Source organism: Herminiimonas fonticola, from assembly GCF_040395855.1.
GTDB classification, from domain to species: domain Bacteria; phylum Pseudomonadota; class Gammaproteobacteria; order Burkholderiales; family Burkholderiaceae_D; genus Oxalicibacterium; species Oxalicibacterium fonticola_A.
The window spans coordinates 1-21,577 of sequence record NZ_JBEBPO010000013.1; the positions used below are offsets into that span (position 1 = coordinate 1).

General features: G+C 54.9%; 22 protein-coding genes. 2 read left to right on the plus strand and 20 right to left on the minus strand.

The genetic code is table 11. The annotated features are described in order from the left end of the window. Nucleotides 1-133: 133 nt before the first annotated feature. The 13 genes from ABWP27_RS03285 to ABWP27_RS03345 form a co-directional block, all read right to left on the minus strand. Nucleotides 134-913, minus strand: coding sequence for an MBL fold metallo-hydrolase (locus tag ABWP27_RS03285; RefSeq protein WP_353153358.1), 780 nt, complete (start codon nucleotides 911-913; stop codon nucleotides 134-136). A gap of 35 nt (nucleotides 914-948) precedes the next feature. Next, complete coding sequence (gene bamC, locus ABWP27_RS03290) at nucleotides 949-2,097, minus strand: NlpB/DapX family lipoprotein (protein ID WP_353153360.1); 1,149 nt, start codon at nucleotides 2,095-2,097, stop codon at nucleotides 949-951. Between the two features lie 79 nt (nucleotides 2,098-2,176). Then, nucleotides 2,177-3,055, minus strand: a complete 879-nt coding sequence (gene dapA / locus ABWP27_RS03295; RefSeq protein ID WP_353153362.1) for a 4-hydroxy-tetrahydrodipicolinate synthase — start codon at nucleotides 3,053-3,055, stop codon at nucleotides 2,177-2,179. Between the two features lie 82 nt (nucleotides 3,056-3,137). Further along, nucleotides 3,138-3,728 (minus strand): class I SAM-dependent methyltransferase, encoded by a 591-nt coding sequence (locus tag ABWP27_RS03300; protein WP_353153364.1) that lies wholly within the window; start codon nucleotides 3,726-3,728, stop codon nucleotides 3,138-3,140. Then, complete coding sequence (locus ABWP27_RS03305) at nucleotides 3,728-4,930, minus strand: tryptophan--tRNA ligase (RefSeq protein ID WP_353153366.1); 1,203 nt, start codon at nucleotides 4,928-4,930, stop codon at nucleotides 3,728-3,730. Before ABWP27_RS03305 ends, ABWP27_RS03300 begins: the two co-directional genes overlap by 1 nt. A gap of 3 nt (nucleotides 4,931-4,933) precedes the next feature. Then, on the minus strand, nucleotides 4,934-5,590 hold the full coding sequence (locus tag ABWP27_RS03310; RefSeq protein WP_353153368.1) for a site-2 protease family protein: 657 nt from the start codon (nucleotides 5,588-5,590) through the stop codon (nucleotides 4,934-4,936). Nucleotides 5,591-5,733: 143 nt separating this feature from the next. Further along, nucleotides 5,734-6,357 (minus strand): L-threonylcarbamoyladenylate synthase, encoded by a 624-nt coding sequence (locus ABWP27_RS03315; RefSeq protein WP_353153370.1) that lies wholly within the window; start codon nucleotides 6,355-6,357, stop codon nucleotides 5,734-5,736. A 69-nt stretch (nucleotides 6,358-6,426) separates the two neighbouring features. Further along, complete coding sequence (gene htpX, locus ABWP27_RS03320) at nucleotides 6,427-7,308, minus strand: protease HtpX (protein WP_353153372.1); 882 nt, start codon at nucleotides 7,306-7,308, stop codon at nucleotides 6,427-6,429. A 135-nt stretch (nucleotides 7,309-7,443) separates the two neighbouring features. Next, a complete protein-coding gene (locus ABWP27_RS03325) occupies nucleotides 7,444-8,274 on the minus strand; it encodes a 3',5'-nucleoside bisphosphate phosphatase (protein ID WP_353153433.1) in 831 nt (276 codons plus the stop codon). A 96-nt stretch (nucleotides 8,275-8,370) separates the two neighbouring features. Next, nucleotides 8,371-9,243: an alpha/beta fold hydrolase gene (locus ABWP27_RS03330; RefSeq protein WP_353153374.1), complete on the minus strand. Its 873-nt coding sequence runs from the start codon at nucleotides 9,241-9,243 to the stop codon at nucleotides 8,371-8,373. 51 nt (nucleotides 9,244-9,294) lie between these two features. Beyond that, a complete protein-coding gene (locus ABWP27_RS03335) occupies nucleotides 9,295-9,465 on the minus strand; it encodes a hypothetical protein (protein WP_353153376.1) in 171 nt (56 codons plus the stop codon). 22 nt (nucleotides 9,466-9,487) lie between these two features. Next, a complete protein-coding gene (locus ABWP27_RS03340) occupies nucleotides 9,488-9,799 on the minus strand; it encodes a hypothetical protein (protein WP_353153378.1) in 312 nt (103 codons plus the stop codon). A 184-nt stretch (nucleotides 9,800-9,983) separates the two neighbouring features. Further along, on the minus strand, nucleotides 9,984-10,823 hold the full coding sequence (locus ABWP27_RS03345) for a ferritin-like domain-containing protein (protein ID WP_353153380.1): 840 nt from the start codon (nucleotides 10,821-10,823) through the stop codon (nucleotides 9,984-9,986). Between the two features lie 145 nt (nucleotides 10,824-10,968). On the opposite strand from ABWP27_RS03345, the gene ABWP27_RS03350 reads away from it, so the two are divergent. Next, complete coding sequence (locus ABWP27_RS03350; RefSeq protein WP_353153382.1) at nucleotides 10,969-11,493, plus strand: gamma carbonic anhydrase family protein; 525 nt, start codon at nucleotides 10,969-10,971, stop codon at nucleotides 11,491-11,493. 2 nt (nucleotides 11,494-11,495) lie between these two features. Next, entirely contained in the window at nucleotides 11,496-12,422 is a 927-nt protein-coding gene (gene hslO, locus ABWP27_RS03355) for an Hsp33 family molecular chaperone HslO (protein WP_353153384.1), read from the plus strand. A 119-nt stretch (nucleotides 12,423-12,541) separates the two neighbouring features. Here the strand turns inward: hslO and ftsB are convergent, their stop codons facing one another. From ftsB to ABWP27_RS03390, 7 genes are all read right to left on the minus strand, one after another. Further along, a complete protein-coding gene (ftsB, locus tag ABWP27_RS03360; RefSeq protein ID WP_353153386.1) occupies nucleotides 12,542-12,874 on the minus strand; it encodes a cell division protein FtsB in 333 nt (110 codons plus the stop codon). A gap of 56 nt (nucleotides 12,875-12,930) precedes the next feature. Then, nucleotides 12,931-14,214 carry a phosphopyruvate hydratase gene (gene eno / locus ABWP27_RS03365; protein ID WP_353153388.1) on the minus strand — a complete coding sequence of 428 codons (1,284 nt, stop codon included), beginning with the start codon at nucleotides 14,212-14,214 and terminating at the stop codon, nucleotides 12,931-12,933. Between the two features lie 100 nt (nucleotides 14,215-14,314). Further along, on the minus strand, nucleotides 14,315-15,973 hold the full coding sequence (gene pyrG, locus ABWP27_RS03370; RefSeq protein WP_353153390.1) for a CTP synthase: 1,659 nt from the start codon (nucleotides 15,971-15,973) through the stop codon (nucleotides 14,315-14,317). Nucleotides 15,974-16,136: 163 nt separating this feature from the next. After that, nucleotides 16,137-18,548: a DNA internalization-related competence protein ComEC/Rec2 gene (locus ABWP27_RS03375; RefSeq protein ID WP_353153392.1), complete on the minus strand. Its 2,412-nt coding sequence runs from the start codon at nucleotides 18,546-18,548 to the stop codon at nucleotides 16,137-16,139. A 7-nt stretch (nucleotides 18,549-18,555) separates the two neighbouring features. Further along, a complete protein-coding gene (locus ABWP27_RS03380) occupies nucleotides 18,556-19,353 on the minus strand; it encodes a TatD family hydrolase (RefSeq protein ID WP_353153394.1) in 798 nt (265 codons plus the stop codon). Between the two features lie 72 nt (nucleotides 19,354-19,425). Beyond that, a complete protein-coding gene (gene lolD / locus ABWP27_RS03385; RefSeq protein WP_353153396.1) occupies nucleotides 19,426-20,112 on the minus strand; it encodes a lipoprotein-releasing ABC transporter ATP-binding protein LolD in 687 nt (228 codons plus the stop codon). Next, nucleotides 20,105-21,370: a lipoprotein-releasing ABC transporter permease subunit gene (locus ABWP27_RS03390; protein WP_353153398.1), complete on the minus strand. Its 1,266-nt coding sequence runs from the start codon at nucleotides 21,368-21,370 to the stop codon at nucleotides 20,105-20,107. Before ABWP27_RS03390 ends, lolD begins: the two co-directional genes overlap by 8 nt. Between the last annotated feature and the right edge of the window lie 207 nt (nucleotides 21,371-21,577).

Here is a 21,577-nt window from a genome sequence, read left to right on the forward strand (position 1 = left end):
CCAGCAGCAGAAGCTCCAGCAGCTCCTGCAGCACCAGCAGCTGAAGCTCCAGCAGCTAAATAATTCAGATTATTTCTGAATGAAAAAGCCGACCTGATGGTCGGCTTTTTTTATGTCCGCATATTGCAACTCATCACCGATGTGTCAAATCCACCCAATCAAAGCCATCTTCCTGGCACGCAATGCTCACTTCTGCCCGTCCCTCCATCACGCTGGCAAGTGCCGTGCGCGCAAGTTCTGAAGTATTGTTTTTAAGACTCAGGTGTGCACCGACCACACACTTCAGCCTGGATTTATCCAACGCATGCAATATCTCGCCCGCAGTCTGATTGGATAAATGACCATAATCGCCGCCAATCCGCTGCTTGAGCGAAGCCGGATATGCGGAGTCACTAAGCATCTGCCTGTCGTGGTTACATTCCAGCAGCAAGGCATCACAAGCACTCAAAGCGCTAATCAGGTGCGGCGTCGCATGGCCCGCATCGGTCAGAACACCCAGCTTCAAGCTGCCATTATTGGCAACATATTGCACGGGCTCGCGCGCATCATGCGGAACGGTGTAGGGAAAAAGCTGCAGGTCGCCGATGGCAAACGCTTCGCCATCACGGCAAAAATGAAAAGCCACATCATCACACTGAGTGCGAATTGCCTGATAAGTGCCGAAAGTAAGCCAGACCGGGAGACGATGACGGCGCGCAAACTTGAATACGCCGCCTACATGGTCTTGATGTTCGTGCGTGACAATAATGCCGGCAAGGTCGCCAGGCAGCATCTGCAATCTTGCCAGACGCCGCTCGGTTTCCCGAATGCCGAAGCCGCAATCCAGCATGACCGTCGTGCGTGTCGTGCCGGATTGGGTAGAAATGAGTAAGGCGTTTCCTTCACTGCCACTGCCGAGGCTGGCAAATTTCAAGCGCAGACCTCGTCAGTCGCATCCATACACAAACGTTATTTCAATTGCTCATTCAACAAAGTGAGGATCTTTTCACCGGTTTTGGAAACTTCCGGTTTGCCTTCATTATTCAACACGGAAATCTTGCTCGAATCAGCAGTCCCCTGTACTGACACGCGATACTTGGCAGCGGCCTTGTCTTTCTCAGCCTTGGAACCGAAGGTGAACAGATTACCGAAGAAACCTTTTTTCTCGGTAGTTTTTGCATCATCGCCCTGATCGACGTAGCGCACAAAATACAGGCCTTGCGTACGATCACGATCTTCGACGGTAAAGCCGACACGATCCAATGCCAGGCCAACACGACGCCATGCACGATCGAAGCTCTCTTCTACCTGCACATAGTTGCCGGCAGTATTCTTGACCAATTTTGCACGTGACGATTGCGCCACGACATTTGCAACAGCCGCTTTGGCTCGCGTGCCCTCAACGCCGAGCTGCACCATCAGGCGCGACAGGAATTCGGCTTCCAGATCCGGATCGGAAGGACGCGCGGTCCAGACGGTGGTTTCCTTGTCCGAACCGGTCAGCACCTCTTCAGCGCCGCGATGGCTGACATAAACCTCCGTTGCACCATCGCCGCGGCGTTCCAGACGAGTGCGGAATTTGTCACGCTCGCCGGTTGAATACAGCGAATCGAAAATCTTGCCGAGTGAATTGCGTATGAAATCCTGTGGAATCTTGGCACGATTTTCTGCCCAATCGGTTTCCATCACACCGGATTGCGGCGCATCGAGATTGATCAGGAAACCATTGTCCTGCCAGAAGTCCTTGATCTGCGGCCACAGTGCTTCAGGCGTCTGATTGACGACCAGCCAGCGCTGCGAACCGTCGCGCTCTACGCGCACATCGGACAAGGCTTTCGGAGCAACCGCCGCGGCCTGCTCGGCCGGACGCGTTCCCTGCTGCGCGTTGTACGCAGATGCCGTTGCCGTACCGCGATTTGAGTCCGGCAGTGCATAGCGATTTTCGCGTTGCAGTTGAGTGAGATCTGGCGGGATTTCCAGCGTAGGCGTCTTCTTGACCTCGCTTTTGTAATCGATACGACCCGGTTCCAGTATTGAACTGATGGAGCTGCATCCAGCCAGGCCGGTGAGCGCGAGCACGTAAATCATTCCACGTTTTGCGAAGCTGCTTTGAGCCATGTAAGAAATCTTCCGAGTAATAATATGAATACTTAAAAAGTCTGTTCAGCGGCCAGTGTCGCTTCCGTTAAATCGGGGTTTATTGTAATACACCCGATTCACGCATCGCCGCCCGCACGATATCGTGGTATTCCGCTGCCAGCGGCACGATAGGCAGGCGCATGCCGGATGGAATCAGGCCGATTTCCGCCATCGCCCATTTCAAAGGCACCGGATTCGGTTCGATGAACAGCTTGTTATGCAAGGGAGCAAGCTTGTTATTGATGGCGACCGCTTCCGCTACACGCTGGTTTATCGCCGCATCGCATAATTGATGCATGCCGCGTGGCGCGATGTTTGCCGTCACCGAAATATTGCCGTTCGCACCGCACAGCATCAAGGCCATTGCAGTAGCATCGTCGCCGGAATAGACGGAAAAGCCTTTTGGTCGCAAGCGCATCAGCTCAATGCCACGGCTGATGTTGCCAGTCGCATCCTTGACGCCAATGACGCCCGGAATCTGCGCCAGACGCAGGATGGTTTCATTCGACATATCGGCCACGGTACGGCCCGGCACATTGTAAAGAATCGCCGGCAGATCGACTGCTTCAACGATTTTCTTGAAATGCTGATACATGCCTTCTTGCGTCGGACGATTGTAATAAGGGACGACCAGCAGCGACGCGTCCGCACCGACATCCTTGGCAAACTGGGTCAGCTCGATCGCTTCCGAGGTGGAGTTGCCGCCGGTACCGGCAATAATCGGTATGCGCTTGGCCGTATGCTCGACCGCGACGCGGATCAGCTCGCAATGTTCATCAACCGAAACGGTCGGCGATTCGCCAGTAGTGCCGACGATCACGATGCCGTCGGTGCCTTCTGCGATATGCCAATCGATCAATTTGCGCAGTCCCGGCAAATCGAGTGAGCCGTCAGCGTGCATGGGAGTAACGATTGCGACTATGCTGCCCTGAATCATAATAGTGTGAACGAAAAATTGGAGATTATTAGATTGTAGCGGATCACCCGCTTGTATGGTGCAGTCTTGCTGCTAATGAAGATCAAATTAAACGAAGATTTTCCGGCGCCGGTCTGAGCCTGCTCTTGATCGCGCAGATTCTTTGCACCATGGCTGGCTTGGGATTATTGACGTAACCGTCCTCATAGGCGATTACCTGCAAATCGTGTTCACGAGCGATTTCGAGCAATTCTCCGTGCCGCAGCAGAAAATCCGGATTCGACGGCTTGCCAAACTGCTCATTTCCCAGCGCGAAGGTTTCATAAATCAGAATGCCGTTCAACGCCAGACTGCTCATCAAGACTGTCCATAGAGGTCTATGCAGATAATTCGCCACGACAATGCCGGCAAAACGATCCGCGGCAAACGGCCAGTCCTGCCCGGGATTACCGGTTTCCAGATCCGTCTGCTGGGTCTGGATGCCGGCACCTGCTGCCAGCGCCAGCGACTCGGCATTGCGATCTACTGCCAGTACGGAATGGCCCTGCCCTGCCAGCAAGCGGCTGTGCCGCCCGGCACCACATGCCAGATCCAGCACTTCACCAGGCGGAATCAGATGCGCAAAACGTGTTACCCACGCCGACGCGCACTCCATGCCTGCATGCACCATTTCGCTGGAGCCTGGCAAAGTCATCACCTGTAACCCAAACCCATTGCATCGCGCACTTCACGCATGGTTTCCTGCGCCAGCGCACGTGCCTTGTCGCGACCGTCGGCAACGATGGCGCGCACCAACGACGGATCATCGATATATTTCTGTGCGCGTTCGCGCATCGGCTCCTGCTCTTTCAATACGCCGTCAATCACCGGCTGCTTGCATTCGAGGCAGCCGATACCGGCCGACGTGCAGCCTTTAACGACCCATTCCTTAGTCGGCGCATCGGAATACACCAGATGCAACTGCCACACCGGGCATTTTTCCGGATCGCCGACATCGGTACGACGCACGCGCGCAGGATCGGTCGGCATCGTGCGAATTTTCTTCGTCAGGCTCTCTTTGTCTTCGCGCAAGGTAATCGAATTACCGTAGCTCTTGGACATTTTCTGCCCATCCAGCCCTGGCATACGCGATGCTTCAGTCAGGCGTGCCTGCGGTTCGAGCAGAATCTGTTTGCGGGTTCCAGCCAGATAGCCGAACAGGCGTTCGCGATCTGTAGCGCTGATGCTTTGCACGCTATCGAGCAGGGTTTTGGCCCAGCCCAGCGCTTCGGCATTGCCCTGTTCCTGATAAGTCGTGCGCAATTCCTTGTATTGCTTCGCTTGCTTGCCACTCAGCTTTTGCAGGGTTGCAGCGACTTTTTCTTCAAAGCCTTTTTCCTTGCCGTACAGATGATTAAAACGACGTGCGATCTCGCGCATCATTTCAATATGCGGAATCTGATCGGCACCCACCGGCACCTGCGTCGCGCGATAAATCAGCACATCGGCGGCCTGCAGCAAGGGATAACCGAGGAAACCGTAAGTCGCGAGATCGCGTTCCGACAATTTTTCCTGCTGGTCCTTGTACGTCGGCACACGTTCCAGCCAGCCCAGCGGCGTGACCATCGACAGCAGCAAATGCAATTCGGCATGTTCGATGACTTGCGATTGAATGAACAGGCTCGATTTGGCGGGGTCGATGCCGGCTGCCAGCCAGTCAATCAACATTTCCCAGGTGCTGCTTTCGATAATGCTCGGATCGTCGTAATGCGTCGTCAGGGCATGCCAGTCGGCGACGAAAAAAAGACAAGGCACTTCGGATTGCAATTTGATCCAGTTTTTCAGTGCACCGTGATAGTGGCCAAGGTGCATCGCGCCCGTAGGACGCATACCGGAAACAACGCGATCAATAGACATAGTTCAGTTCAATAAAAAAGTAAGAGGGGAAACCAGTAACACCAAACCGGTTTTTGCAATCGTCATCACCGGCACCATCCAGTAATGCAGCACCTTCAGAAACATCAGTGCCAGCACGATGAAAAAGCCGTACGGTTCCAGTTGCGCAAATTTATAGGCGTATTTATGCGGCAGCAGACTGGTCATGATACGCCCGCCATCCAGCGGTGGAACCGGAAACAGATTGAAGGCGAAAATAACCAGATTGGTCAGGACACCGGCTTGCGCCATGCGCATGAAGAATTCTTCTCCCACATTGGCGGCATGCAGAAGTATGCCCAATACCAGCCAACCGAATGCCATCACAAGATTCGCCGCCGGCCCTGCCAGTGCAACAAAGGCCATTTGTTTTTTCGGATTACGCAGATTGCCGAAATTGACCGGCACCGGCTTCGCATAACCGAACAGGAAGGGGCTGCCGACAAAATACAGCACGATAGGAATCAGCAAGGTGCCGATCGGATCGATATGCTTGATCGGGTTCAGACTCATGCGGCCTTGTGCATACGCCGTCGTGTCGCCGAAATATTTGGCCGCATACGCATGCGCCGCTTCGTGCAGTGTAATGGCCAGCACAATCGGCAACGCATAAACGGCAAAGGTTTGAATAAGATCGTTCATGGACAGGATTTTATCAGAGGGAGCGCTGCAGCTTGCTGCGGCAGGCAAAGCAATCGGAGAGCGTACTTGCTGCAGAAGCGGCAGCAAGTACCAGGGAATCGCCGCCTGCCCAATACATGGGTCGGCATTGACAGGTCAATCGCTTACAGGCCGAACGGTGCAGCATCGCCGCGTCCCTGCCGCTGCAGCACAGGCTCGGGGCCGGTCAGATCAATGACGGTCGTCGGTATAAAACTGCAGGCGCCGCCATCGATAATCAGATCAACGACTTTGGTCAGGCGATCACGCACGTCTTCGGGATCGGTCAGTGGTTCGTCTTCATCCGGCAGAATCAGTGTAGTACCGAGCAAGGGCTGCGCCAGTTCTTCCAGCAACGCATGCACAATCCGGTTTTCCGGCACGCGCAAACCTATCGTCTTGCGCGATGGATGGCTCAGACGACGCGGCACTTCTTTCGTCGCTTCCAGAATAAAGGTGTAGGCGCCAGGCGTTGCGGCTTTCAGCAGGCGGTATTGCTGATTATCGACTTTCGCATACTGGGAGATCTCGCTCAGGTCGCGACACAGCAAAGTCAGATGATGCTTGTCGTCGACATTGCGTATCCGTCGCAAGCGCGTCACGGCATCCTTGTCGTCAAGTCGGCATACCAGCGCATAACAGGAGTCAGTCGGCAATGCGACGATGCCGCCGCCTTTGATGATTTCCACAGCCTGACTGATCAGGCGCGCCTGCGGATTTTCCGGGTGAATCTGAAAAAATTGGCTCATAAAAAATAAGAATGGCGGCAACCATCAGATCGCCGCCGTATGCCTTCCTGATTAAAGACGAATACCGCTTTATTGCATGCTGCGCAGTGCGGCAATCCGCTGCTCGATAGGTGGATGACTGGAGAACAAGGCGGCAAAACCGGGCTTGTCATTGATCCCCATCGAGGCCATGCCTTCCGGCAGACTGTTTGGCTCTATGCCACCCAGACGCGCCAGCGCCTTCATCATCGGTTGCGGGCTGCCCAGCAATTTTGCCGCACCGGCATCAGCACGAAATTCGCGGTGACGCGAGAACCACGCAACAATCACCGACGCCGCAATGCCGAACACCACCTGACAGACCAGCACCGTGATTGTATAACCGATGCCCTGACCGCCGTTATTGTTGTTGTCGCGCGAAGAAAGCGCCCTATCCACAAAGTAGCCAACCACACGCGACAGGAATACGACGAAGGTATTCACCACGCCTTGCACCAGCGTCATCGTCACCATATCGCCGTTGGCGACGTGGGCTACTTCATGCGCCAGCACGGCTTCCACTTCTTCCTTCGTCATGCTTTGCAGCAAACCGGTCGATACGGCAACCAGCGCAGAATTCTTGAATGCACCGGTAGCAAATGCATTCGGCTCGCCGTCGTAGACCGCAACTTCCGGCATCGCGATACCGGCGCGGTCGGACAACTTGCGCACGGAATCAATCAGCCACAACTCGGTGCTCGACGATGGCGCCGTAATAACGCGTGCGCCGGTCGACCATTTCGCCATGGGCTTGCTGATCAACAGCGAGATGATGGAGCCGGTAAAACCGACCACCAGCGAGAACACCAGCAGCATAGGCAGGTTCAAGCCGGCTTGTGAAATAAAGCGATCCACGCCTAGCAACGACAACACGATAGACATCACCGCAATGACGGCAATGTTCGTTGCAACGAAGAGGAAAATTCGTTTCATTCAATAGTCTCCAGAGGAATTAATCGCGTTTGATAAATAAGGCCATAGGCACAAATTTCAAGAGTGCAAGAATAATGCAAGATCAGTCTCAGCGCCTGAATTTCGATCGCCAGAATGGATCAAACCTACTGACAATTACCAGTTGTGCCAGACAGGTGTCACACCGTGCGGCAAAGGCGGCAACATGCCGAGATCAATGCGTGATTCGCCCGGCCCGTGAAAATCGGAGCCGCGCGACGCCAGAAAGCCGTAAGTCTTTGCCACTTTCGCGTAATAGTCGTATTGATCGACAGTGTGGCTGCCGGTAGTCACTTCAATGCCGGCACCGCCGAGATCCTTGAACTCCTGAAACAGGGCATCGAATGCAAGATCACTGAATTTGTAGCGCCCCGGATGTGCAATCACTGCAACGCCACCAGCGCCGCGTATCCATTCCACTGCGTTCTGCAGGGTCGCCCAGCGATGCGGCACAAAACCCGGCTTGCCTTCACCCAGATAGTCGGCAAAGACGTCGTGCAAATCCTTGCTCAAACCCAATTCAATAATGTAACGGGCGAAATGGGTACGGGAAATCAGGTCGGGATTGCCGACAAACTTGAGCGCACCTTCAAATGCACCTGGAATCCCTGCCGCTTCCAGTTGTGCGGAAATTTCACGTGCCCGTTGTTCACGACCGCCACGCGTGGCTGCAAGCCCTTGCACCAGCATCTGATTTTTTTCATCGATCTGCAAACCGACGATGTGTACGGTCTGCGCAGCCCAGGTAATGGAAATCTCCACTCCAGCCACAAACGGCAAGTCCAGTGCTGTCGCAGCGACGCGCGCTTCTGCAATACCGCTCACTTCATCATGATCCGTCATTGCCCAGATATCCACGCCATGCGCCTTCGCACGCGCAGCCAAGTCTGCCGGCGGCAAGGTTCCGTCGGAAAAATTGGAGTGGCAATGAAGATCAGCGTTGAGCATATTCGTTTTGTTCAAATTATTTCAAAAATAGAAATATGGTGCGATTGTACGCGTATAGATGTGATTTGCTGCAATGCAAAATGAATGCCGGCACGACTAATCGAGAAATTTCTCAACGGCGTCTGCCACGATTTCCGGTTGATCATGCTGCAACATGTGCCCCGCATCCTGTACTGTCAAAATGGTGGCATTGCGCAGATAAGCAATACGACGTTCGATCTCTGTACGCGCACTTTCTTTCGACCCCATTCTTCGCAATAGTTCGCTATCGGCGGCCTCTATCCACAGTGTCGGTGCCGTAATCGCCTGCCAGCAAGCCATCACTTCATCGACGCGATACAAATTCGGATTCGGCAACTTGTGCCACGGATCGGCCAATATGTCCCAATTGCCATGCTCATTTTGCGCCGCCCAGTGGGTCGCCAGAAATGCCGCCCGCTCATTGCTGAGGCGCGGATTGTTTTTTTGCAGACGCGTAGCAACCCCGTCAACCGTTGCATAACTGTGCAGCCTGGGTGTGCCTTGTACCTGATCCAGCCAACTTGCATAACGTGCCGGTGCTTCGTCTGCTTGCGTCACCGACATGCCGAATCCTTCCAGCATGACGAGCTTGCGTATCCGGCTTGCGCGTACACCGGCGTAGATGCCTGCCACATTCGCACCCAGACTATGGCCCAGTAAATTGACTGCCTGTTCAGGCGAGTAATGCCGGAGGATTGCATCCAGATCAGCCAGATAATCGGGAAACCAGTAAGGCGATGCAGTACGCTCGCTCAAACCGAAGCCGCGCCAATCCGGTGCAATCACATGCCAGTCGCGCTGCAGCGCATCCACCAGAAACTGGAAGGAAGCCGACACATCCATCCAGCCATGCAGCATGAACAGCATGGGCGCACGCTGATCGCCCCAATGCCGGATGTGATATTGCATGCCACGGAGTGGGATAAATTCAGAATGCGAAAGCTTCATGCGCAAGGCGATAGAAAACGGTAACGATAGGAATGCACGCGTGGCAAAACATCATGCATGACGAGCAGATATTTTACCTGCCATGGGAAAACTTGGCCTGATCGCCTTGCGTTCTGCAAGAGAGTCACACGCATCAAAAAAATACGCATGAAAATTTTGTTGAATATCGGCTTCTTTCAATCCAGCGGTAAACAACAAAGCGCGTCTATGATCGTCGACCATAGACGCGCCAGGGGATGCATATTTACTTGCTGCCGTCTTTGGCCGCATCCTGCATTTTTACACCGGCTTCTTCGATTTTCTTGCCGGCTGCATCTGTCATATTGGCCGCACCTTGGCTAATTTCAGTCTTGGCTTTCTCAGCTTCCTGAGCCACCTTGGCGGCTGCGTCGTCCATTTTTTGTCCTGCGCTAGCAGCAGCCTGATCAACTTTTTGGCCTACGCTTTCTGCCGTGCCTTTATCGATAGCGACTTCTTCTTTTTTCTGGCAGGCGGCCAGACCTACGATCAACAAACTCGCTGCGAGTATGGAAGTAAGAGTTTTGCTTGCATTCATGATTTTCCCTTTTAGTGAAGTTATACGAAAAAAATGCCTTAAACCAACAATTCCCAAGTCAGCTTAGCTTGCATTCTTAGCGCATTCGATTGCCTGAACCGCAATCTTTCCATATGACTATGAACTTTCAATCAAGTTTCATCCATGCAGTAACAAGGTGTAACAATGACAAAAAAGAAACCCTTTACAGTGGCTCGTGCAGCAAGGTGTCCAATTCAAGTTCGCTAAAACCTGCCGCCCGTCTTGCCTCCAGATTAAAGGGGCCGCGCAATACCGGCGCCTTGTATTGTAACGCCAGCTCTGCGTAGCGCGAGATGGGGTCAAGTCCGCGTATATCGCATAGCATGTTGTACCAGCGGTTACCGATTGCCACGTGGCCGATTTCATCGCGCAGAATAATATCCAGAATCTCTGCCGCCGCCTGATCCCCGGCCTGCGCCAGCTTGGCGCGCGTCAATGGCGTGGCATCGAGACCACGCGCTTCCAGCGTGCGCGGCACCAGTGCCATGCGCGCCAGAATATCGTCCTTGGTTTTATCGGCCATTTCCCACATGCTGTTATGCGCCGGGAAGTCGCCGTACTGATAACCCAGTGTTTGCAAATGCGCAGACAGCAGCGAAAAATGCAGCGCTTCTTCACCCGCAACCTGCAACCAGTCTGCGTAGTAAGCAGCCGGCATCCCGGCAAAGCGCCACACTGCATCCAGCGCCAGATTGATGGCATTGAATTCGATATGCGTCAGCGCATGGATCAGCGCCGCACGTCCCTCCACTGTACGCATCGATCTATGCTTGACGAACTTGGGAGAAATCAGCTCCGGCAACGCCGGACGACCGGGTATCGCTTGCTGCGGAAATAATGAGCCAAGCGTATCCAGATGCAGCGTTTGTGCCCGCCAGGCATCCGCCATGGCAATGACGCCGTCGGCCTTGCATGCAGGATCGCTGACGCCGGCCCAGTGCAGGGCCAGCATGCGCAACTCACGAATATCGACAACAGGGGAATGGGAAACAGGACTATTCATCTGGGTAACGTAAAATAATGCCTTTGCAGGTCGAAGTGCGACAGATACCAGCGAAGCAAGCCTTCCAATTCCGGTATTCGCCCCCATTTGACTCAATTGCATCCGGTCAGGAGATAGACCGGCAACCATTCATTTTACTGAACTCATGGCTATCTACCAATTAGGCGAACACGCTCCCGACATTGACGCTTCCGCCTACATTACCGATTCGGCAACGATCGTCGGGCGCGTCACCATCAAGGCCAATTCCAGCGTCTGGTTTCAGGTTACTGTGCGCGGCGACAATGAAGACATCACGATCGGTGAAAACTGCAATCTGCAGGAAGGCGCCGTATTGCATGCCGACCCCGGTTTTCCGCTGACGCTGGGCGACAACGTCAGCGTCGGCCATCAGGCGATGGTGCACGGCTGCACGGTAGGCGCAGGTTCGCTGATCGGCATACAGGCGATCATCCTGAATGGCGCGAAGATAGGCAAAAATTGCCTCGTCGGTGCTGGCGCGCTAGTCACCGAAGGCAAGGAATTCCCCGATAACTCGCTGATCATAGGCGCTCCTGCCAAGGCGATACGAACATTGAACGACAGCGACGTCGCCAATCTGCAACGCATTGCCGATAGCTACGTGACACGCAGTCGCGACTTTAAAAATACACTGAAGAAAATAGGATAAGCATGGCAGATACTTTGCATAAATTCGTGTTCGAGGACGCCACCGTGCGCGGCGAACTGGTCGATGTTTCCGACACCTGGAAGCATGTACAGGCACGGCGCGATTATCCCGCTGCGGTAAAAACCGTACTCGGTGAAATGCTGTCGGCAGCGGCACTTCTGTCGGCCAATCTGAAATTCAACGGCGCCATCGTCATGCAGATTTATGGCGATGGTCCCTTGCGCTTGCTGGTGGTCGAATGCGATTCGGATCTGAATCTGCGCGCCACCGCCAAGCTGGCAGACGATGCTGTCATCAGCGACGACGCCACGCTGCCGGAACTGGTGAACGCAAAAGGCGAAGGCCGCTTTGTCATCACGCTCGACCCCAAGGATAAATTGCCCGGTCAGCAGGCATACCAGGGCATCGTTCCACTGGATGGCGACAGCGTTGCCACCGTGATCGAGAACTACATGCTGCGTTCGGAACAGCTCGATACCAGACTGTGGCTGGCGGCCGACGATCAGGCTGCGCGTGGCCTGTTGCTGCAAAAGCTGCCGCATGAAGGCGGCATCGCACCGACTGGAGAAAACGATCTGGCAACCTGGGATCGCTCGGTGATGCTGGCCTCTACCCTGCGTCAGGATGAATTGGTTTCAACCGATGTCGAAACCCTGATGCGCCGTCTGTTCTGGGAAGAAACCATCCGTGTGTTCGAGCCGCAGCATCCGCATTTCCTGTGCAGCTGCACACGCGAAAAAGTCGGCAATATGCTGAAAATGCTCGGTCAGGCAGAAGTGGATTCTGCACTGGAAGATTTGGGCAAGCTCGCCGTCGATTGCGATTTCTGCGGCCAGCATTATGAGTTCGATCCGGTGGATTGCGCTCACCTGTTCGCAACCGAATCGCCAGTGGAAACCCTGATTTCAGCCAGTCCGCACAAGCATTAAGTGCCTCTTGTTCCGGCTTTTCTTGATCGGCCACCGGCCATCAAGCAAGCCTTGAAACACAAGCGAAAATCGGAGAAAACGTCGAAGAACACATCAGAGAAACGCCAGAGAAAATTTCCTCAGCGTTTTTCTTTTGGTTCGATCTTGGGGGGGGGAATGGAAACGAAAGTTGATTTCTTGTTCGGATCGAGGACCTGAACAAAAATCTCGTTTTCCTTGATCATGCCGAGTTCGTAACGGGCGCGCTCTTCGACGGCGCCGGTACCTTCCTTCAAATCCTGCACTTCGGAATTAAGTTTCGCATTGCGCGCTCTTAATTCATCGTTCTTCTTTTGTGCAGCGATCACTTGCTGATCCAGATCCCATACGCGCAGCCAGCCGCCCTTCCCCAGCCACAGCGGGAACTGAATCAGCATTACCAGCGCTGCGAGACAGAGAATGATGAGGCGCATCGGACATTTACATGGCAAATCCGGTCATGCAGCAAGGCTGCATGACCGATATGGATTTACTTCAGATTGTAAAACGCATTGCGGCCAGGATAGCTGGCAATATCGCCCAGATCTTCCTCTATGCGCAGCAACTGGTTGTACTTTGCCATGCGGTCGGAACGCGACATCGAACCGGTCTTGATCTGCAGCGAATTGGTACCGACAGCGATATCGGCAATCGTCGAATCTTCGGTTTCACCCGAGCGATGCGAGATTACGGCGGTATAACCTGCGCGTTTTGCCATTTCAATGGCGGCGAAAGTTTCCGTCAGCGTACCGATCTGGTTGATCTTGATCAGGATCGAATTGGCGATGTTTTTCTGTATGCCTTCACGCAAAATCTTGGTGTTGGTGACAAACAGATCATCGCCAACCAATTGCACTTTCTTGCCCAGCGCGTTGGTCAGTGTCGCCCAACCTTCCCAGTCGTTTTCGGCCATACCGTCTTCGATCGAGATAATCGGATATTTGTCGCACCAGGTGCCCAGCAGATTGGTGAAGTCGGCGCTGGAGAGCGTCAAGCCTTCGCCGTGCAGCTGATATTTGCCGTCTTTGTAGAATTCGCTGGCCGCGCAATCCAGGCCCAGCGCGATTTGCGTGCCTGGCTCGTAGCCCGCTTGTTCGATCGCCTGCAGGATCAGCTTGATCGCCGCTTCGTGATTTTCAACCGATGGTGCGAAACCGCCTTCATCGCCTACCGAAGTCGGCAAGCCTTTGTCGTTGATGATTTTTTTCAGCGTGTGGAACACTTCAGCGCCGTAACGAATCGCTTCGCGGAAGCTCGGTGCACCGACCGGGATGATCATGAACTCTTGCAAGTCCAGATTGTTGTTGGCGTGCGCGCCGCCGTTGATGACGTTCATCATCGGTACCGGCATCTGCATAGCGCCCGAACCGCCAAAGTAGCGATACAGCGGCAAGCCGGATTCTTCAGCCGCAGCTTTTGCCACCGCCATCGACACTGCCAGCGTTGCATTTGCGCCCAGGCGTGATTTGCTTTCAGTACCGTCGAGATCGATCAGGGTGCGATCGAGGAAAGCTTGTTCATTGGCATCCAGACCCATGATGGCTTCGGAAATTTCGGTATTGATGTTTTCGCAGGCTTTCAGTACGCCCTTGCCGAAATAGCGGCTCTTGTCGCCATCGCGCAATTCGATCGCTTCACGCGAACCGGTCGACGCGCCGGACGGCACAGCCGCACGACCCATGACGCCGGATTCCAGCAACACATCGCATTCGACGGTTGGATTGCCGCGTGAATCGATAATTTCACGGCCTATGATGTCAACAATTGCACTCATCTATTTCTCCCTAATCAGCAAATTTCTTGATAACGATTTTGGCTCGACTGCAGCGACTCGCAAGACCGTCAATGAATGACAGGCCCGAGCCGCTGACGCGTCATGCCACTTTTTTCGACTCTTCAGCCTGTTTGTGCGCCAGTGCCGCCTTGATGAACGAAATGAACAAAGGATGTCCATCGCGGGGCGTGGAATTGAACTCAGGATGATACTGCACACCGACATACCAGGGATGTGCATGCTCGCCTGTACGCGGCAATTCCATGATTTCGCACAGCGATTCGGTCGGCGTACGTGCCGACACGACCAGACCCGCATCTTCAACACGGCTCAGATAATGATTGTTCGCTTCATAGCGATGGCGATGGCGTTCGGTTACTTCATTGCCATAAATTTCTGCCGCCAGCGTGCCCGGTTTGACCGAACAGGTTTGCGAACCCAGGCGCATGGTGCCGCCCAGATCGGAATTCAGATCGCGACGCTCAACCTTGCCGTCATGGTTCTGCCACTCATTGATCAGGGCCACTACCGGTTGCTCGGTATCCGGATCAAACTCGGTCGAGTTCGCCTTGGTCAGGCCAGCCATATTGCGTGCATATTCAATCAGCGCCACCTGCATGCCCAGGCAGATTCCGAAATAAGGAATCGCGTGTTCGCGTGCAAAACGGGCCGCGGCAATCTTGCCTTCCACGCCGCGTTTGCCAAAACCGCCCGGTACCAGAATCGCATCGTACTTGGCCAGGCATTGCGGACCATTGACTTCGATTTCTTCGGAGTCCAGATATTCGATATTGACACGGCTTTCGGTATGAATGCCGGCGTGACGCAAGGCTTCAGTCAGCGATTTGTACGACTCAGTCAGATCGACATACTTGCCGACCATACCGATGGTGACGCTATGCTTGGGATTTTCCAGCGCATGCACCAGTTTGGTCCAGACCGACAGATCAGCCGGCTTCGGCGACAAGGCGAGTTTTTCACAGACGATGCGATCCAGGCCCTGGTCGTGCAGCATTTGCGGAATCTTGTAAATCGTATCTGCATCCCAGACCGAAATAACGGCTTCTTCCTGGACGTTCGAGAACAGCGAAATCTTGGCACGTTCATCGTCCGGAATCGGGCGGTCGGCACGGCACAGCAAAGCATCCGGCGAAATACCGATTTCGCGCAGTTTTTGCACGCTGTGCTGGGTCGGCTTGGTTTTCAATTCGCCTGCCGATACCAGATACGGCACCAGCGTCAGATGGACGAAGGCAGCCGCGTTGCGGCCGGCGCGCAGACTGAGCTGACGCGCCGCTTCGAGGAAAGGCAGCGATTCGATATCGCCGACAGTTCCGCCGATTTCCACCAGAGCGACGTCAAAACCTTCAGCGCCGCGCTTGATATATTCCTGGATTTCATTGGTGATATGCGGGATGACTTGTACCGTCTTGCCCAGATATTCTCCACGACGCTCCTTGCGGATCACCGATTCGTAAATCTGGCCGGTCGTGAAGTTGTTCACCTTGCGCATTTTCGCAGTGATGAAACGTTCATAGTGACCGAGATCGAGATCAGTTTCGGCGCCGTCTTCGGTCACGAAGACTTCGCCGTGCTGGAATGGGCTCATCGTGCCGGGATCGACGTTGATGTACGGATCGAGCTTGAGGAGGGTTACTTTGAGGCCGCGGGATTCAAGAATCGCGGCGAGAGAGGCGGCGGCAATCCCTTTGCCAAGGGAAGACACAACACCGCCAGTTACGAATACAAACTTGGTCATTACGGAAGGTGCCGAACGGCACGTGCGGGAAATTCAAATTATACCCCAAACCCCTGCTTTCTCCGACCTTTGCAGAGGAATTTAAACTGGCATTTTTGCAAATCGCACCTAACGCGCATGCCTGCTCACTTTGCCGAGAGCCAAACGCAGATTATGTCCATGCTCATCGCCCATACCAGTAACGGGCATGCTGCTGGCGATATTCACTGACCTCTATCGCCGAACCGAAACGCAGGAAAATCGCGCCCGCCTCGTCGCTACGCAAACGCCGAATACCCAATTCCCCGTAGCGCTCGAAGACTTCCTGCTTGGGATGGCGATACCGATTGCGATAACCGACCTGAAACAAGACCAGCTGCGGCTGTACCGCCTGCAGGAATGGCAGTGTCGATGAGGTGCCGCTGCCGTGATGTGGCGCCAGCAGCACGTCCGCCGCCAGTTCAGCGCCTTTGTCTGCAATCAGTTCGGCTTCCTGCACTGCTTCGATATCACCGGGCAGCAGGATAGTCTGTCCGTTCAGCGTCACTTTCAAGGTGCAACTACGGGCATTCGGTTTCCATTTTTCGCTGTCATAGCTGGCCGCCGTCGGATGCAATACCGCAAAATCGACGCCATCCCAATGCCAGGATTGTCCGGCGATACAGCGCTCATGCAGCGGCGCAGCGCGTATGATCGGATGTTCCAGTGGCAGCGAAGATGAGACGCGTCCAACCTTGATTTCCTTCAGGATCGACAAGGCACCGCCGGCATGATCCGTATCGCTGTGCGTAATCATCATGCCATCCAGCCTGTTGATACCGCGTGCGCGCAGATAAGGCAGGATCACGCGATTGCCGCCATCCGACTCCGGCGAATAAGACGGGCCGGTATCATATAGAAAACGATGTTGTTCGGTTTCTATCAGCAGCGCCATGCCCTGCCCGACGTCAAATGCCGTCACCCACATTTCTCCCGCACGCGGATGCACAGGCGTATTCAACACCAGCGGCAACCAGGCGAACAGTCCGAGATAGCGTGCCGGCCAGCCGCGCGGCGCCAGCATCCAGATCGTGCCAAGCAGCGCCAGTGCAAACATCCACCATTCCGGAATCGGCACCGTCCACACTGCCAGCGAAAATCCGCTCAGCCAGTTCAGCACCTGCGCCAATTCGGCCACGAGGAAATGAGCAAGGCCCAGACACCAGATCGACAGCGGAGCAGGCAATACACTGCCGAGCAGCGCCAGCGGCGTCACCAGAAAACTGATCAGCGGAATCGCCACGGCATTGGCCAGCGGACTCACCAGCGATGCCTGGCCGAATAGTAAAACAGTCAACGGCACCAAACCCAGCGTCACCGCATACTGCGTCAATGTGGCGCTCTTCAATGCGGTTCGCCAACGCGGCTTTTCCGCATCTCCGTTTGCAGCGGCCCGTCCGACGCTGACATACAAAATGACCGCCACCGCAGCAAACGACAACCAGAAACCCGGGCCCAGCACCGCCCACGGATCAAACAAAACCACCAGACCCAAAGCCAGGCACAGCACATGCGACACGCTGGTAATGCGTCCGCACCACAAGGCCAGTGCCACTACCGTGAGCATGATCAGCGTACGTTGCGCCGGCACACCCGAACCTGCCAGTAATACGTAAATAGTCGCCGCCAGCATGCCGGCCAATGCGGCCGCTTTTTGTGCCGGCAGGATCAGCGGCAAACGCACAGCCGTAAAAAACGAGCGCCGCCACAGCGCAAAAATCAACCCGGAAAACAAGGCGGCCACCATCGTTATATGCAGGCCTGAAATCGAAATCAGGTGCGAGATGCCCGTTCGATTGAACACGGTCCAATCCGCCTGGCTGATGGCGCGCTGATCGCCCACCACCAGCGCCACGATTACACCGGCATAAGGCTTATCACGCAGAATATTCTGCACCCGCTCGCGCAAGCGGCTGCGGCAACGTTCAACGACATTGTTAAAACTGAAGACGAAATTATTCAGCCGCACATTCTTCAGATCGGCTGAATCGGGACGAATATAGCCAGTCGCCCGAATATTTTGCTCGAGCAACCACATTTCGTAATCGAAACCATGCGGATTGGCGTTGCCATGCGGACGACGCAGGCGCACGGACAATTGCCAGCGTTCGCCGGGCTGAACGTCGGCAAGCTGTTGTATCTCATCTGCATGGAAAGCCGAATACCAGGACAAGGCCAGTCGCTCAGGAATGACAGGCGCAGCACCTTCCGCTCCCAACACCTTTTCGACTGCAAAATTGAAACGCACACCGCGCTCGAAATAGCTGGGCATGCTGTCTATCGTGCCGACTACCCTGATGTCCTGGCCTTCCAGGTTTTTCGGCAATTCCGCAGCCAGGTAATACTGTGCAAACAGCGCCGCCCACACGAAACCCAGCAGTGCTCCCATCCCTGCAAACAAGGGAATCCTGAACTGATACGCAGAGCTGCGACGGGCAAGCGCTGCCAGCAGGCATGCTGCTCCGAATAAAAAAGCGATGATGAAATAATGCGGCAGCGACGCTTGCATCTGCAGCCATGCGGCACCGACGACAAAGCCGACGATCGCGCTGCGCATCAGTGGCTTACGTGATGGCAGCCAGTCGCGGCATCGCGGCTAGCGCATTGGCAGACGTGATTTCCGCAATCGCCGTAACCTGCATATCGCGCAGCTCGGCCAGGATCTGACCTATGCGCGGCAATTGCTCAGGACTATTGCGTTGCGGATGCAGCCAGGCAGGAGAAATATCCGGCGCATCCGTTTCCAGCACGATGGATGCAAGCGGCAAAGTCGCCGCCAGACGCCGAATCTGCAATGCACGGGTGAAAGTCATGGCGCCACCGAAGCCAAGCTTGAATCCCAGATCGATGAAAGTTTCAGCTTGTTGAACACTGCCGTTGAATGCGTGCGCAATGCCGCCCGCGACTTTGATGCGCCGCAGGTACTTCAAGATACTGTCCTGCGATTTGCGTACATGCAGCAATACCGGCAAACCGAAATCGCGCGCGATTTTCAGTTGTTCGATGTAGAAAAATTCCTGCTTTTCACGCATGGCTGGTGTCGTCAATGCAGGGACAAAAAAGTCCAGACCGATTTCACCGATGGCAACAAAACGGGGATCGTTCATCGCTACCTCGACCGCTACGCGCATGGCGGCAAGATCGCCTTCCTGCGCCTGCGGCACGAAAATCGGATGGATGCCGAGCCCGTACGTGCAATTGACATGCTTGTGTGCCAGCGCTGCGACCGTGGCGAAATTATCGCGCGCGACCGCCGGTATCACGATCATCGTCACACCTTGCTGCAACGCGCTCGCCGCAACAGCATCTTCTTCAGCCGCAAACTCTGCCGCATCCAGATGACAGTGCGTATCGATCCACATATCAGTGAACGGCAATCAAACGATGGAAGCAGACGCGGACATCATTCATATCGATCCAGACACGGGATAAATTCAATCGCTATAAGGCTGCAGTCCATCTTCCGACAAACGCAGGATGCGGTCGCAATGCGTCGCCAGTTCGATATCATGTGTGACGATCACGAATGCCGTGCCCAGTGTGCGAGACAACTCCAGCATCAGGTCAAAAGTCTTTTGCGCCGTGTGGCGATCCAGATTGCCAGTCGGTTCATCGGCCAGCACACAAGCCGGTTGCGTCACCAGCGCGCGCGCCAGCGCAACGCGCTGACGTTCACCGCCGGACAATTCACCCGGCACATGCGTGACGCGATGTTCGAGACCGACACGCGCCAATATCGCGCGCGCCGTTTCATGTGCCTGCTCACGCGGTATGCGCCGTATCATCAGCGGCATCGCGACGTTGTCCAGGGCCGAAAATTCCGGCAGCAAATGATGGAATTGATACACGAAACCCAGCGATCGATTGCGCAGATTGCCGCGCGTCTTTTCATCCAGGCTGGCAAAATCCTGATGCTGCAAAGTCACCGAACCGGCGCTCGGCGTATCCAGCCCGCCGAGCAAATGCAGCAGCGTCGATTTGCCCGAACCAGAAGCACCAACGATTGCTACCCGTTCGCCCCTGACGATATCCAGGTTGATGCCTTTCAATACATCGACCGCGTATTTTCCTTGCGTGAAAGTCTTCGCAAGATCGCGGCAAGCCAGTACATGTTCACTCATAACGCAATGCCTCCGCAGGTTTTACGCGAGCAGCCCACCAGCTTGGATACAGCGTCGCCAGAAATGCCAGCACTACCGCCACGCCGCCTATGGTCCATACATCGGGCCAGCGCAAATCGGATGGCAGCGAACTGATCAGATAAATATCCTTGGGCAGGAACTGCACGCCCAGTATGCGTTCGATGAAAGGCACGATGACGTCGATATTGGCAGCAATCAGCACCCCGCCACCTACGCCTATCGCGGTGCCGATCAAGCCCACCAGCGCACCCTGGATCATGAAGATTTTCATGATGGAGCCGGGCGATGCGCCCAGCGTGCGCAGGATGGCAATATCGGCCTGCTTGTCAGTCACCGTCATCACCAGTGTCGAGACCAGATTGAATGCAGCCACCGCAATGATCAGCGTCAGGATGATGAACATCATGCGCTTCTCGGTCTGCACGGCGGCAAACCAGTTGCGGTTCTGTTTGGACCAGTCGCGTATCAATACATCGCCGCTCAGGGTGCGCGACAAATCCAGCGCTACTTGCGGCGCGCGCTGCATGTCCTCTATTTTCAGACGCAAACCGGATGGTGCGTTCAGCTTGAACATTTTCATCGCATCATCGATATGGATGAAAGCCAGCGTCGAGTCGTATTCAAAATGCCCGGAATCGAATATGCCGACCACCGTAAACTGCTTGAGCCGTGGAATCACACCGGCCGGCGTGACCTGCCCTTGCGGCGCAATCATCGTCACCTTGTCGCCCAATCGCGCATTCATGCTGCGTGCCAGTTCATTGCCCAGCACGATATTGAATTCGCCGGAGCGCAAATCATGCAAACTGCCTTCCTTGACCTGCGATGCGACATCGGACACCTTGGGTTCTTCATCCGGCAGCACGCCGCGTACAGCAACCCCGCGCAGCGTTTCATCGCGCGTCATCATCGCTTGCGCATCGACATAAGGCGCTGCACCGCGCACTTCCTTGTTCATGAAAGCTTCACGCGCAGTGGTTTGCCAGTCCGGCAAGCCGCCATAGGGTTCAAATACTTCTATATGCGAGAGCACCGACAGCATGCGATCGCGCACTTCCTTTTGAAAACCGTTCATCACCGACAACACGATAATCAATGCCGCCACGCCCAGCGCAATGCCGGCCATCGAAATCAGCGAGATGAATGAAATGAAACTGTTGCGACCGCTACGGCGACCGGCGCGCGTGTAGCGTATGCCGACCAGCCACTCGAAAGATAGATTTTTTATAATGCTCAATGAAGGCTCCTGAATGCAGCACGCAGTTTGCCATACATTATCGTGCGCCAGCAAAGCACAGCGATGAAAACCGGCAAGCGTGCCTATGCATGGACTATCCGACATCGGCTTGCGTTCCATGCCGGCATCAATACTGATTCAAATACCGGCACTGCGAATCACAAGTTTTGACAACGGCACGGCGATCCCGATGGCGGCAGATTGCGC

Excerpts from the sequence above, each read along its gene's own strand:
- bamC (WP_353153360.1), bottom strand. The coding sequence starts at position 2,097 with ATGGCTCAAAGCAGCTTCGCAAAACGTGGAATGATTTACGTGCTCGCG.
- dapA (WP_353153362.1), bottom strand. The coding sequence starts at position 3,055 with ATGATTCAGGGCAGCATAGTCGCAATCGTTACTCCCATGCACGCTGAC.
- ABWP27_RS03300 (WP_353153364.1), bottom strand. The coding sequence starts at position 3,728 with ATGACTTTGCCAGGCTCCAGCGAAATGGTGCATGCAGGCATGGAGTGC.
- ABWP27_RS03305 (WP_353153366.1), bottom strand. The coding sequence starts at position 4,930 with ATGTCTATTGATCGCGTTGTTTCCGGTATGCGTCCTACGGGCGCGATG.
- ABWP27_RS03310 (WP_353153368.1), bottom strand. The coding sequence starts at position 5,590 with ATGAACGATCTTATTCAAACCTTTGCCGTTTATGCGTTGCCGATTGTG.
- ABWP27_RS03315 (WP_353153370.1), bottom strand. The coding sequence starts at position 6,357 with ATGAGCCAATTTTTTCAGATTCACCCGGAAAATCCGCAGGCGCGCCTG.
- htpX (WP_353153372.1), bottom strand. The coding sequence starts at position 7,308 with ATGAAACGAATTTTCCTCTTCGTTGCAACGAACATTGCCGTCATTGCG.
- ABWP27_RS03325 (WP_353153433.1), bottom strand. The coding sequence starts at position 8,274 with ATGCTCAACGCTGATCTTCATTGCCACTCCAATTTTTCCGACGGAACC.
- ABWP27_RS03330 (WP_353153374.1), bottom strand. The coding sequence starts at position 9,243 with ATGAAGCTTTCGCATTCTGAATTTATCCCACTCCGTGGCATGCAATAT.
- ABWP27_RS03335 (WP_353153376.1), bottom strand. The coding sequence starts at position 9,465 with ATGGTCGACGATCATAGACGCGCTTTGTTGTTTACCGCTGGATTGAAA.
- ABWP27_RS03340 (WP_353153378.1), bottom strand. The coding sequence starts at position 9,799 with ATGAATGCAAGCAAAACTCTTACTTCCATACTCGCAGCGAGTTTGTTG.
- ABWP27_RS03345 (WP_353153380.1), bottom strand. The coding sequence starts at position 10,823 with ATGAATAGTCCTGTTTCCCATTCCCCTGTTGTCGATATTCGTGAGTTG.
- ABWP27_RS03350 (WP_353153382.1), top strand. The coding sequence starts at position 10,969 with ATGGCTATCTACCAATTAGGCGAACACGCTCCCGACATTGACGCTTCC.
- hslO (WP_353153384.1), top strand. The coding sequence starts at position 11,496 with ATGGCAGATACTTTGCATAAATTCGTGTTCGAGGACGCCACCGTGCGC.
- ftsB (WP_353153386.1), bottom strand. The coding sequence starts at position 12,874 with ATGCGCCTCATCATTCTCTGTCTCGCAGCGCTGGTAATGCTGATTCAG.
- eno (WP_353153388.1), bottom strand. The coding sequence starts at position 14,214 with ATGAGTGCAATTGTTGACATCATAGGCCGTGAAATTATCGATTCACGC.
- pyrG (WP_353153390.1), bottom strand. The coding sequence starts at position 15,973 with ATGACCAAGTTTGTATTCGTAACTGGCGGTGTTGTGTCTTCCCTTGGC.
- ABWP27_RS03375 (WP_353153392.1), bottom strand. The coding sequence starts at position 18,548 with ATGCGCAGCGCGATCGTCGGCTTTGTCGTCGGTGCCGCATGGCTGCAG.
- ABWP27_RS03380 (WP_353153394.1), bottom strand. The coding sequence starts at position 19,353 with ATGTGGATCGATACGCACTGTCATCTGGATGCGGCAGAGTTTGCGGCT.
- lolD (WP_353153396.1), bottom strand. The coding sequence starts at position 20,112 with ATGAGTGAACATGTACTGGCTTGCCGCGATCTTGCGAAGACTTTCACG.